This is a genomic window from Pseudomonas sp. BF-R-19 (assembly GCF_019956445.1).
Taxonomy (GTDB): Bacteria; Pseudomonadota; Gammaproteobacteria; order Pseudomonadales; family Pseudomonadaceae; genus Aquipseudomonas; species Aquipseudomonas fluorescens_BH.
The window spans coordinates 43,694-56,839 of the sequence record NZ_JAHBDN010000039.1 but is presented as its reverse complement, the minus strand read 5'-3'; the positions used below and the strand labels follow the sequence as shown (position 1 = coordinate 56,839).

Annotated in this window: 9 protein-coding genes; 4 read left to right on the top strand and 5 right to left on the bottom strand. The window is 60.5% G+C overall.

All coding sequences use genetic code 11. The features are described from left to right. Positions 1-150: 150 nt before the first annotated feature. On the bottom strand, positions 151-972 hold the full coding sequence (locus KGB28_RS08470) for a carbon-nitrogen hydrolase family protein (RefSeq protein WP_223444150.1): 822 nt from the start codon (positions 970-972) through the stop codon (positions 151-153). A 124-nt stretch (positions 973-1,096) separates the two neighbouring features. Between KGB28_RS08470 and KGB28_RS08465 the strand changes: the two genes are divergently transcribed. After that, positions 1,097-1,897, top strand: a complete 801-nt coding sequence (locus KGB28_RS08465) for a helix-turn-helix transcriptional regulator (protein ID WP_223444148.1) — start codon at positions 1,097-1,099, stop codon at positions 1,895-1,897. Between the two features lie 165 nt (positions 1,898-2,062). Then, positions 2,063-3,682 (top strand): FMN-binding glutamate synthase family protein, encoded by a 1,620-nt coding sequence (locus KGB28_RS08460; RefSeq protein ID WP_223444146.1) that lies wholly within the window; start codon positions 2,063-2,065, stop codon positions 3,680-3,682. A gap of 27 nt (positions 3,683-3,709) precedes the next feature. On the opposite strand, the gene KGB28_RS08455 is transcribed toward KGB28_RS08460, so the two are convergent. The 3 genes from KGB28_RS08455 to KGB28_RS08445 are packed head-to-tail and all read right to left on the bottom strand — an operon-like array spanning position 3,710 to position 6,532. Next, on the bottom strand, positions 3,710-5,218 hold the full coding sequence (locus tag KGB28_RS08455) for a glucosyltransferase domain-containing protein (RefSeq protein WP_223444144.1): 1,509 nt from the start codon (positions 5,216-5,218) through the stop codon (positions 3,710-3,712). 1 nt (position 5,219) lies between these two features. Next, positions 5,220-6,161, bottom strand: coding sequence for a glycosyltransferase family 2 protein (locus KGB28_RS08450; protein WP_223444142.1), 942 nt, complete (start codon positions 6,159-6,161; stop codon positions 5,220-5,222). Then, on the bottom strand, positions 6,158-6,532 hold the full coding sequence (locus KGB28_RS08445; protein ID WP_223444140.1) for a GtrA family protein: 375 nt from the start codon (positions 6,530-6,532) through the stop codon (positions 6,158-6,160). Before KGB28_RS08445 ends, KGB28_RS08450 begins: the two co-directional genes overlap by 4 nt. 244 nt (positions 6,533-6,776) lie before the next feature. Between KGB28_RS08445 and KGB28_RS08440 the strand changes: the two genes are divergently transcribed. Continuing rightward, on the top strand, positions 6,777-7,910 hold the full coding sequence (locus KGB28_RS08440) for an OpgC family protein (RefSeq protein WP_223444138.1): 1,134 nt from the start codon (positions 6,777-6,779) through the stop codon (positions 7,908-7,910). Between the two features lie 64 nt (positions 7,911-7,974). Here the strand turns inward: KGB28_RS08440 and KGB28_RS08435 are convergent, their stop codons facing one another. Further along, entirely contained in the window at positions 7,975-9,396 is a 1,422-nt protein-coding gene (locus tag KGB28_RS08435; RefSeq protein ID WP_223444136.1) for an amino acid permease, read from the bottom strand. A gap of 558 nt (positions 9,397-9,954) precedes the next feature. On the opposite strand from KGB28_RS08435, the gene KGB28_RS08430 reads away from it, so the two are divergent. Next, positions 9,955-13,068: a transglycosylase domain-containing protein gene (locus KGB28_RS08430; RefSeq protein WP_223444134.1), complete on the top strand. Its 3,114-nt coding sequence runs from the start codon at positions 9,955-9,957 to the stop codon at positions 13,066-13,068. Positions 13,069-13,146: the final 78 nt, after the last annotated feature.

Here is a 13,146-nt window from a genome sequence, read left to right as displayed (position 1 = left end):
TTCTTGGTTCAACTGGCAAATAGGTGTGTCGTCTGTCAGGGCCCCTTCGCGAGCAAGCCCGCTCCCACATTTGATCTCGGGCGTTCAAACAACCAATGTGGGAGCGGGCTTGCTCGCGAAGGGGCCAGCACAAACCAAAAAGAATTTGGATCAGCTATTGGGAATCAGCAGCTCCCGCACCCCGGAAACATGCTCAACCACCTCCCCCGGCAACCTCAGCCGCTGATCATCCAGATAGCGATAATCCTGGCGTGCCGCCGTCAGCTGGTTCAGGTCCAGCTCGACCGCAAACTGCCCTTCCTCGCGCCCGGCTTCGAACAACAAGGTGCCCAACGGATCGACCAATGCGCTGCCACCGGCAAACAGCAAACCTCCGTCACCCTCTTCCACCCGGTTGACCATCAGCGCAAACGCCTGGTTTTCCTGGGCGCGGGCCATGATCGCGGTGCGGTGGGTCGGGCCGTACGGGTCCATGTTGCCGTTGGTGACGATCAACAGTTCGGCCCCCAGTTGCGCCAGGGCGCGGGCGCTTTCGGGGAATTCGATGTCGTAGCAAATCAGCAGGCCCACGCGCACGCCGTTCCACAGGCAAGTGGCGTAGCGATCGCCCGCCTCGTAGACACCGCGATCCGAGGCCCACAAGTGAGTCTTGCGGTATTTCAGCGCGATGCCTTCAGGCGTGATCAGCAGCGTGGTGTTGTAGAAACGGCCGTTATCGTTCTCGGCCATGCCAATGGCCACGGCGATATTGCGCTCGCGGGCGGCGGCGATTACCGCGCAGACGGACGGGCCGTCCAGCGCCTCGGCCACCTCGGCCACGGACTCCGCCGAAGGGAAGCCCATCAAGTGGCCTTCGGGGAACAGGATCAGCTGCGTATCGGCTGCGCACGCAGCCATCGCCGTCAGGGTGCGTTCGAGGTTGTAAGCCGTGTCGTTGTCACGGCCTGCCAATTGGGCGAGTTCGACCTTCATGGGTATTCCTTGTCATGGGCCGGGCGGCAGAAAGATTGCCCGGTCGGTGTCTGTGCGCCAGTATGCGCAGCAAGCAACCGGGCGGGGAATTACGCCGCTGGGGTAACACGATAGGGGTAGATGCATGACACTCTCGTTGGACGACATCGCCTGGCACCGCTCGGTGGGGCAACTGATCGACGCCCTGGACAAGCCCAATTTCTGGACCCAGCTTGTCCGTCTGCTGGACCAGTACGTGCCCTTCGACAGCTGGGTGGCGCTGCTTTTCAGCGCCGATCAGCGCCCGCAGGTGTTCGCCGAATGCCCCGGCGAAGACGGCAGCCCTGACCAGTTGTTCCAGGATTACTTGCGCGGCCTGTACCTGCTCGACCCCTTCTACATCGCCTGTCGCGAGCAGTCGCGCACCGGGCTGTATCGCCTGTCGGAAGTGGCCCCGGAGCACTTCGAGCTGACCGAGTATTACCAGCGCTACTTTCGTCTGAATGTGGTGGCCGACGAAATCCAGTTCAATTGTCAGCTCGAAGGCGACCGCACGCTGTGCCTGTCGCTGGGCAGCACGCAGCGCTTCAGCGGCCAGCAGATCGCCTTGCTGTCGTTGATCCAGCCGTGGGTGCTCGGCCTGTTGCGCCAGCGTCTACCCTATGAAATCAACGAAGCCGTGGCCCTGGCCCCCGCACCGCCGCAAGCTGATTGGCGGGTACAGCTGGAGGCGTCGGTGCAGCAGCTCAAAGGCGCGCAGTTGACGGCCCGGGAGCTGGATGTCGGGCGTTTGATGCTCAGCGGTTGCTCCAGTAAAGAAATCGCCCGTAAGCTGGAAATCTCGGTCGAAACCGTGAAAGTCCACAAGAAACACATGTACAGCAAGCTGGGGATCAAATCCCAGTCCGAGCTGTTTTCGATTTTTCTCCAGGCACAAAATGCCTGAATGCCCTGTGGAGCACTTTGCTTTTATGTGGGAGCGAGCTTGCTCGCGATAGCGGTTTCATATTCAGCATTGATGTTGACTGACCCGCCGCCATCGCGAGCAAGCTCGCTCCCACAGTGTTTTGTGTTTAGCCAAATTTACTGAGTCCGAACCCAAGGAAACCGTATGAGCCTGTCACTCCTGAGCCGCTACGCCTTCTTTGCCGTCTGCGTGATTTTCACCCTCGCCAGCCTGCCGTTTCTTGAATACGACTGGCTCTGGCCGATCACCGCCGTCACCGCTGTCCTCAGCCTGATCGGCCTGTTCGATCTGCTGCAAAGCCCCCACGCGGTGCGCCGCAATTATCCGATCCTCGGCAATATCCGCTATCTGGTCGAAGGCATCCGCCCGGAAATCCGCCAGTACCTGCTCGAATCCGACAGCGACGCCCTGCCCTTCTCCCGGGCCCAGCGCTCGCTGGTCTACTCCCGGGCCAAGAATGAAACCGCCGACAAACCCTTCGGCACGCTGATTGACGTGTACCAGTCGGGTTTCGAATTCATCGGCCACTCCATGCGCCCGGCGCCGTTGAGCGACCCGAGCAGTTTCCGCGTCACCGTCGGCGGCCCGCAGTGCACACAGCCGTATTCGGCGTCGGTGTTCAATATCTCGGCGATGAGTTTCGGCTCCCTCAGCGCCAACGCCATCCGCGCGTTGAACCAGGGTGCCAAGCTCGGCAACTTCGCCCATGACACCGGCGAAGGCAGCATCAGCCCCTATCACCGGGAAAACGGTGGCGACCTGACCTGGGAACTGGGCAGCGGCTACTTCGGCTGCCGCACCAACGACGGCCGCTTCGACCCGGAACGCTTTGCGGCACAAGCCCGGACGCCGCAGGTGCGGATGATCGAAATCAAGATGAGCCAGGGCGCCAAGCCCGGCCACGGCGGCATCCTGCCCAAGCACAAGGTCACCCGGGAAATCGCCGAAACCCGCGGTATCCTGATGGGCGAGGACTGCGTGTCACCGTCGCGCCACACTGCGTTTTCCACGCCGATCGAAATGATGCATTTCATCGCACAACTGCGTGAGCTGTCCGGCGGTAAACCGGTGGGCTTCAAGTTCTGCCTCGGCCATCCGTGGGAGTTCATGGGCATTGCCAAGGCCATGCTGGAAACGGGCATCCTCCCGGACTTCATCGTGGTGGACGGCAAGGAAGGCGGCACCGGCGCCGCGCCCGTGGAATTCACCGACCACATCGGCGTGCCGATGCGCGAAGGCCTGCTGTTCGTGCACAACACCCTGGTGGGCTTGAACCTGCGGGACAAGATCAAGCTCGGCGCCAGCGGCAAGATCGTCAGCGCCTTCGACATCGCCAGCGTGCTGGCCATCGGTGCCGACTGGGCCAACTCCGCGCGCGGCTTCATGTTCGCCATCGGCTGCATCCAGTCGCAGAGCTGCCACACCAACAAATGCCCGACCGGCGTCGCCACCCAGGACACCCTGCGCCAGCGCGCGCTGGTGGTGCCGGACAAGGCCCAGCGCGTGTTCAACTTCCACCGCAACACCCTCAAGGCCCTGGCGGAAATGCTCGCCGCCGCCGGCCTCGAACATCCGTCGCAGTTGTCCGCCAAGCATCTGGTGCGACGTATGTCGGCGACCGAGATCAAGCTGTTCTCGCAGCTGCACGTATTCCTCAAACCGGGGGAACTGCTGACCGGCGAAGTGAACGGTGAGTTCTACTCGCGGATGTGGCAGATGGCCCGGGCCGACAGTTTCGAGCCCCATGACATAGCGGCGGCATGACCTCGCCACCCCGATCAAAATCGCGTGTCACCAACGCAGTGTTTTGCTCGGGGTCGGTTCCTTCATCACGATGAAACCGTATTCACCGATCAGGTAAATCCGGTAGAACTGGCTGTCCACCAGCGCCGGATAACCCTGATAACCGACCCGTGTTGCGTTGCGCCGTTCCCGCTCCGCCACCACGTTGGTGATCCCGGCTTTCGGCAGATTCTCGGCCAGCATGTAAAAGTCGGTATTGAGCAGGTAGTGCAGCACCGGCAACTGCTTGAATGAGCCAGCTGCCGCCACTAACCAATAGTCGGAATAACTCACCGAAATGTAGATCCGCCTGGCCTCGCGCAGCGACTGATGGCTGGCGATGTCGTACGCAAGACCGGCCAGCGCCGTGGACGCAAAGGTTTTCTGCACCGTCAGCACCCGGCCATGGGCGAACGACAGCGACAACATGGCCAGCAGAGGAATCATCAACAGCAGCGGCAGGCGCTCATGGATCGACGCCAGCGCCAGATGCCCCAGGTAGAACAGCAACACCAGCAGCACGGCGAAGCCCATCAAGGTGCGGGCGCCTTCGTTGAAGTCGCGGAAAATCAGCGCCACACCGGACACCAGCAGCGTCACCAAGGGCAATGTCAGCAAGCACATCAGACCGATCAACAGCTTCTTCGGCCCGCTTTCCTGACGCGCCGCGACGTTCAATCCCAACCGCACCGCCCCGGCTATCGCAATCAACAGCAACCCGCCAGACACCCAGAGCCATCCGCCATGGAACAGCAGCACGACTTTTTCCAGGACCCGGGCAATGTTGATCTGGATCTGCAATGAAGGATGCGCCGTCCAATCGAGCAGCAATGTACGATTCAAGTCCATGAACGGATAAGCACTGACGCTGTAGATCAACCCGCCGAGGATGACCTGGGCGGCTTTCCAGCCCAGCAGATCGCGCCATGGCACCTTGGCCGTTTTATCGTTGGCGGCCCTGAGCAACTCCAGGCAACACAGGCCCAGGAACACATTCAGGCTGATCTGATACAACCCCAGCGCCAGTGCTATCAGGAACGCAGGCACCAGCCATTGCACGCTACGCCACGGGTGACGAAAGGTGATGGCATAGATCACCGCCACCAGGCTCAGGGTCGTCGCCGGACCGTCGTATTGATAGGACAGGTTTTGCAAGAAGAACGGGTTGTACCAGAGCGGCAACAGCACCAGGCAACAAGCGACGCTTGGCTTGTGAAAGTAATGGAACGTCAGGCTGGTCAGCGCCGACGCCATGGCCAGCGTGGCGATCAACAAGGGCAAGGGAAAGATGTTTGGCGCGGCATGGCTGAAGGTCAGCGCGTTGTAGAACAGCTGGGTGAAGAGTCGGCCCTGTTCGGCCCAGGCCATGCCCGCCGACAGCGAACGCCAGTTGTCATCGATGTAGGGATAATCCGCGAGGATCAACGGCAGGACATACACCAGGGTGGCGAACAGAAAAAACTGCCAGACCTGATGCCGGCTGAGCTCGCGAACGAAGAAGTCGCTGACCCGGCCCATGCTAACGACTGCCCCGGTCTTTACCGCCGACGATGTCCTTGATCACATAGCGCGGCCGGTGCTTGGCCTCGATATAGATGCGACCGATGTACTCGCCGAGGATGCCGATGCCGATCAGTTGCACACCGCCGAGAAACAGGATGGCGGTCATCAGCGACGGATAACCGGGGACGCTGTTGCCGAAGAAAATCTTGTCCAGCACCATGTACACCGCATAGAGCACCGCGAAAATCGAAATGCCGCCACCGACATAAGTCCACAAGCGCAGCGGCACGGTACTGAACGAGGTCACGCCTTCCAGGGCCAGGTTCCATAGCTTCCAGACATTGAACTTGCTGCTCCCCGCCACCCTTCCTGGCCGCTCGAACTCCACCACCACGGTGTTGAACCCGGCCCACGACAACACACCTTTCATGAACAACTGGTGCTCGGGCAGGGACCGGATCACGTCGACCACCTTACGATCCATCAGCCGAAAGTCCCCGACGTTTTCCTCGATGCGGGTGTAGGCGATGCGATTGAGCACATGGTAGAAAATCGACGCGCTGTGGCGCCTGAGGTAGCCGTCGGCGGCCCGGTTGCGGCGTTTGGCGAGGACCACGTCGGCACCCTTTTGCCATTGCTCGATCAACAACGGAATGACGTTGATCGGGTCCTGCAGATCGACATCCATGGGAATCACGGCATCGCCGCTGGCGTGCTCCAGGCCGGCAAACAGTGCCGGTTCCTTGCCGAAGTTGCGCGAGAAATTGATCAGCATGACCTGATCGTCCGTTTGGGCCAGTGCCGTAGCCTGTTCGGCCGTGCGGTCGGAGCTGCCATCGTTGATGAACACGATCTCGACTTCGGTGCCGCCCAGCTTCAACTCCCGTCGCACCGCCTGATAAAACAGATTGATTGACTGCTCTTCGTTGAACACCGGGACAATGAGCGAGATTTTCATTGATCACGCTCGCGAAACACCACGTATTTGGAATACAGGAAACCGAACACCAGGCTCAACGCCGAAAACAGGGCCACGGTGAACAAACCGTGCAGTCGCCAAGCGTCGCCCAGATGGCCGACACCCAGGCTCAATGCCCCCATGCCAAAAAGAAACAGTAGATAACCTGCGACCGTGGCATGGGCGGCGAAGGTAAATTGCGCGTTCATATAGAAGGAAAACGACGCAGCCACGCAGAAGGCCGCCAGGTTGCTGATCGCCTGACTGAGGCCGGCCGCCACGCTCAGCAGGAAAAAGATCTGCCAGTGAATCAGGGTGTTGGCGACCCCGATCACCGTGTAACTGGACAGCCCTTTCCATAACAGTCTCATGGGAGGCTCCCGTTTCAAGAACGTTGCACTCATTAATATTTGAGACTGTCTACTGTCAGAAATCGCAGGTTTTTGGACCTTTCAGACCAGCGGTTGAGCCTCGAAGCAACGCCCGAGACATCCGGTAATATCCCGACTTTGCAATTGCCCACGAATCAGTCCACCCTGCGCGCCGCCGATTGGGCGCGTGACCTTTTCGCCCGCGGCCAATCCCATTTTCACCTGCTGTTACGAGTTTGCTGTCATGACGTTAGCACGCGATCACCGGATCGACTTTTTTCGTGGTCTGGCACTGATCTTTATCTTTTGGGATCACGTGCCCCACAACCCCTTGGGACAAATCACCCTGCGTAACTTCGGTTTCAGCGATGCGGCCGAGGTTTTCGTGTTTCTGGCAGGTTACGCGGCGGTACTGGCGTACGGCAAAGTCCTGGCGCGCGAAGGTTTTCTGATCGCTTGCGTGAAAATCCTGCGCCGGGCATGGGTGCTCTACGTGGTGCATATCTTTCTGCTGGCGATGCTGATGGGCATTGTGTTTTTCGCCAACAGCCACGTGGAAACACGGGATCTGGTGGAAGAAATGGGCATGCATCACTTCATCAGCAACCCGCAGCAGGCCTTGATCGATGAACTGCTGTTGCGCTTCAAGCCGAACCTGATGGACCCATTGCCGCTGTACATCGTGCTGTTGGCGGGCTTGCCCCTGGTGCTGCCGCTGCTGGTGCGCAAGGCCTGGGTGGTGGTCGCGATGTCATTGGTGCTGTACCTGATGGTGCCGCTGGCTGGCTGGAACCTGGCGGCCATCAAGGATGGCGTGTGGTATTTCAACCCGGTCGCCTGGCAGTTGCTGTTCGTGCTCGGCGGTGCCGCTGCGATTCACAGCCAGCGCCCGCGCTTGCCCGAGACTCGCCCATTGCTACGCCAACCACTGTTTGTCAGCGCGGCGCTGTATGTCGTGGTCGCAGGTGTGTTGACCGTTCTGTGGCGTTGGCCGGACATACACGATGCGATGGTGCCGGCGAGCCTGCAAAACGTCCTGTACCCCATCAGCAAGACCGACCTGTCCCCCGTGCGCCTGCTGCACTTCCTCGCGCTGGCCTACGTCACGGCGAAACTGATTCCCGACAGCGGATGGACGCAAAACTGGCTCGCGCAGCAAAGTTGCCGCATGGGTCGTTTCTCGCTGGAGATTTTCTGTCTGGGCGTGCTGCTGGCGCCATTGGCGGACATGGTCAATGCGTTGACTGACGATGCCTTGGCCATGCAGATCTTCACGGCGCTGGTGGGCGCCGGGTTGATGGCGCTGCTGGCGGCGTGGCTTGAGTTCAACAAGCGGTTGAACCAGACAATCAAAAGATCGCAGGCTGCGATCCATTGATCTTCAAAAACCAAAAAGCCCCGATCAATTACGACCGGGGCTTTTGTCTTTCAGGCATTACGACTTACGAAACCGAACGCGCCGCACCCTGCGAAACATTGGTCGGTTGCAGCTTGAACACGTAGAACAGCACCGTCAGCAGCACCAGGAACGCAGGGCCCACATACAGCGCCACGCGGGTGTCCGGGAAGTACGCCATCAGGCCGACCACCAGCACCAGGAACGCCAGCGCCAGGTACGAACTGACCGGGTACAGCCACATGCGGTATTTCAGGCCGGCCGCTTCGCTGGCGCTCAGGCCTTTGCGGAACTTGAGCTGCGCCAGCAGGATCATCGCCCAGGTCCAGATCGCGCCGAAGGTGGCGATCGCCGTCACCCAGACAAACACCTTTTCCGGCACCAGATAGTTGAGCAGAACGCCCAGCAGCAACGCGCCAATCGACAGCAGCAATGCACGACGCGGCACGCCGTTGTTCGAGGTCTTGGCAAAGCCGGCCGGGGCCTGGCCGTTCTGCGCCAGGCTGTAGAGCATGCGCCCGGTACTGAAGATGCCGCCGTTGCAGGACGACAACGCCGCGGTGATCACCACGAAGTTGATGATGCCCGCCGCGGTCTTGATGCCCAGCCGCTCGAAAGTCATCACGAACGGACTGCCCTGGGTGCCGATTTCGTTCCACGGGTAGATCGACAGGATCACGAACAACGCACCGACGTAGAACAGCAGAATCCGCCAGAACACCGAGCCGATGGCGTTGGGGATGGTCTTTTGCGGATTCTTCGCTTCACCGGCGGTCAGGCCGATCATCTCCACGCCGAGGTAGGCGAACATCACCATTTGCAGCGACATCAACACGCCTTGCACGCCGTTGGGCATGAAGCCGCCGTGGGTCCACAGGTTGGAAATCCCCAGGGCCACGCCGTCGTTGCCGAAACCGAAGGCGATGATACCGATGCCGCCGAACACCATCGCAATGATGGTGACGATCTTGATCAGGGCAAACCAGAACTCGAACTCACCGAAGGCCTTGACTGCGATCAGGTTGATCGAGCCCATGCTGATCAGCGCAGCGAGCGCCCAGATCCAGCGCGGCACGTCGGGGAACCAGATGCCCATGTAGACCGCCACGGCAGTGATTTCCGCGACGCAGGTCACCAGCCACAGGAACCAGTAGTTCCAGCCGGTCAGGAAACCCGCCAACGGGCCGAGGTAGTCTTGGGCGTAACGGCTGAACGAGCCGGCGACCGGGTTATGCACGGCCATCTCGCCGAGGGCGCGCATGATCACCAGGATCGCCAGACCGCCGATGATGTAAGACAGCATGATGGCCGGACCGGCCATTTCGATGGCCTTGGCCGAGCCCAGGAACAGGCCGACGCCGATACAGGCACCGAGTGCCATCAGGCGAATATGCCGTTCGCCGAGTTCGCGTTTAAGCGGACCGCCCTGAGCGGTCTCGCCGTTGGGCTGGTGATTGCCTACGGGCATAAGGGGCACCTCATCTTGTTTTTGGATATGACCACCGAGCGTTGAAGCCCCCGACCGATAAGCCAGTTGCTTCGCGTAACCGGGCCTGCGTTGTAAGCAGAACCGTCCTGCAGGACAAAACCTGCAAGATCAGCGGGGCGTGCAGTATAAAAAGCTGACGACAGAGATATTCACTCTATAAACCACTAAATTCAGCCATAAATCCCGGCAATAACCCAACTTGCGGAGGGGCATCACCTGGACCTTGTAGGAATTTTCGTCATTTAAAGGGCGCGGAGTATTGCACAGCATTGGTGCATCGTCATGCCCCTACGAAAGCCGTATTCACCCTCGAAATAGCTCTAGTCCGGCCATTACAGACCACCACCCTGCTTCAGGTGCTATCACAACTGTGGCGAGGGGGCCCGTCGGAACGCCGCACAGCCACAACTGCTTCAATCAGCCTGATTATCGGTGCGTCCGTGCATCATTTTGCCCTTCACATTTTTTTCACCTTCGCCAACCACCGTCTAAGCTTCAGTGAAGTCCGATCAATCTGCGTGAATGGATCAGTCGACTATGGGCGCTTTGTGGCAAACCGATTCGAGTAAAACCGTGGTTCCGAATGAAGGTGAGGATGAAGCGCCTATTCCTGAAAAACCCCGTCGCTCCAGGCACGGATGGGGAGCGTTCTGGTTATTGCTGTTGATAATCGCGGTTGTCGTGGGGCTGGCCGCCGCGAGGGAGATGCGTACCTCGAAGTTCCAGGCCCAGGAAGTCAGCAAATACGCCGCGTCCCTGAGCTATGAGCTCAAACCCGGCCCCAGCGATGCGATTCGCTATCCGGGGGAAGGCCCATTCGATCGGCGCCTGGGCTACAGCTCGCTGGATGAGTTCCTGCCGCGCCTGATCAAGCGCAATTTCGTCGTCGAAGCGCAAACCCGCTTTTCCCCGGCGCTGTTGAAGTACAGCGACAAGGGCCTGTTCTTGCCTTATGCCGAGAAAATCCAGGCCGGGCTGTCGATCACCGATTGCCGTGCAGCGCCGCTGTACCAGTACAACTATCCACAGCAGCTCTATTCAACCTTTGCCTCGATCCCGCCGGTGGTGGTCAACAGCCTGCTGTTCATCGAAAACCGCTTCCTGCTCGACCCCAGGCAACCGCTGGCCAACCCGGCGGTGGACTGGCCACGGTTCGGCATGGCGGCGTGGTCCCAGCTGGCCAAGATGTTGCACGTGCCCGGCCAGTCCGCCGGTGGCAGTACCCTGGCCACGCAACTGGAGAAGTACCGGCATTCCCCCGATGGCTTGACGGTCAGTGGCGCGGAAAAGATTCGCCAGATGATTTCCGCCACCGTACGCGCCTATCAGGCCGGGCCACAAACCCTCGAAGCCCGGCAGAACGTGGTTCGCGATTACCTCAACAGCGTGCCGCTGTCGGCCGTACCGGGCCATGGTGAAGTGCATGGCATGGCTGAAGGGTTGCGCGTGTGGTACGGCACCGACTTCAATCAGGCCAACGAAGCTCTTGCCAGCACCGCGACGGATCCAAAAACCATGGCGGAAAAAGGCCTGGCCCTGCGTGAGATGCTGTCGTTGATGATTGCCCAGCGCCGCCCGTCGCACTACCTGACCAAGGGTCATGATGAACTGGTCGACCTCACCGACAGCCATATTCGCCTGCTGGCGCAAAACCATGTGATCGACGCCGAGTTCGCCGCCGCCGCCCTGGCCAGCAAAGTGACCTACCGCGACTGGGCCACCCAGCCGACCATTCAACCGATCGAAACCAACAAGGGCATCAGCGTGGCGCGCAGCCGTCTGGCCGGCATGCTCAATCGCCCGCTGTATGACCTCGACCGCCTTGACCTCTCCGCCACCAGCACCCTGCAAGGCCAGTTGCAAAGCGAGGCCACCGAGTACCTGAAAAAACTCGCCGACCCTGAGTTTGCCACGCAAATCGGCCTGATCGGCGAACGCCTCCTGACCACCACCAGCACCACCCAGGTACGCTACAGCTTCACCTTGTTCGAACTGACCCCGGACGGCTCGCGGGTTCGGGTACAGACCGACAGCACCGACCAGCCATTCGACATCAACGAAGGCAGCAAACTGGAACTGGGCTCCACGGCGAAAATGCGCGTGCTGACCACCTACCTGCAAATCATCGCCGAGCTGCACGACAAATACGCCGGCATGGCCGTCCCGGAACTGAAGAAAGTCGACGTACCGGACCAGGACCGCCTGAGCCGCTGGGCGGTCGATTACCTGATCGAGAACAAGGACCGCGACCTGAAAAAAATGCTCGGCGCAGCCCTGGACCGCAAATACTCCGCCAGCCCCGGCGAGGCGTTTTTCACCGGTGGCGGCCTGCACGTGTTCAACAACTTCCGCAAGGAAGACAACGGCCGGATACCGCCCCTGCGCGACGCCCTGCGCGAGTCGATCAACCTGCCGTTCATTCGCCTGATGCGTGACCTGGTGCGCTACACCACCTACTCCGGCCCGAACAGCAGTGCCGAACTGCTCAAGGACGACCGCGACCCGCGGCGCCAGGAATACCTGGCCGAATTCGCCGACCGCGAGGGCACGTCGTTCCTGCTCAAGTTCTGGAAAAAGTACAAGAACAAGGACACCCAGGACCGGCTCGAGACCTTCCTCGACAGCATGCGGCCAACCCCGATCCGCATGGCCGCTGTGCACCGCTACCTGCTGCCACAGGCCAGTCAGGAAAGCTTCAACGCCTTCGTGCGCTCGCACCTCACCGGCGCCAAACTCACGGAAAAACTCACTGACGAGCGTCTCGTGCGGCTCTACGAGGCCTACGGTCCCGGCTCCTACGACTTGCCGGACCAGGGCTTCATCGCCAAGGTTCACCCGCTGGACCTGTGGCTGATTGGCTACCTGCTCAATCACCCCGATGCCAAGTGGGGCGACATCGTCAAAGCCAGCCAGTTCGAGCGCCAGGAGGTCTACAGCTGGCTGTTCAAAAGCCGGCACAAGGGCGCCCGCGACAGTCGCATCCGCACCATGCTGGAGATCGAAGCCTTCCTCGACATCCACCAACGCTGGCAGAAAGTCGGCTATCCGTTCGACCACCTGGTGCCGTCGCTGGCCACCGCCATCGGCAGCTCCGGCGACCGCCCCGCCGCCCTGGCCGAACTGATCGGCACCATCCTCAACGATGGCGTGCGCATGCCAACCCTGCGCATCGACAGCCTGCATTTCGCTGCGAACACGCCCTATGAAACCCAACTGATCAATGACCCCGACGTCGGCAAACGGGTGATGCCATCCGAGGTGGCGACCGCCATGCGCGAAGCCCTCTCACAAGTGGTGGATGCCGGTACGGCCAAACGCGTGGCCGGCAGTTTCAAACTGCCGGATGGCAGCCCGCTGGCCATGGGCGGCAAGACCGGTACCGGTGACAACCGCATCGAAGCCATCGGTTCCGGCGGACGGATCCTGAGTTCCAAATCGCTCAACCGCACGGCCACGTTCGTGTTCTACATCGGCGATACCCACTTCGGCACCCTGACCGCGTTCGTCCCGGGCCGATCGGCGGAAAGCTTCACCTTCACCTCGGCGTTGCCGGTGCAGGTGCTCAAGGGCATGGCACCGATTCTGACGCCGTACCTGCAACCGGGCACCCACACGATGTGCCAGCCAACCCAGGCAACGGTTGTCCGCTGACCATTACAAAAAAACGCGAACCAGGTGGCGGTAACTATTTATTTTTCACTCCTTGATTTTGGGAGGATCGGGGCAAAA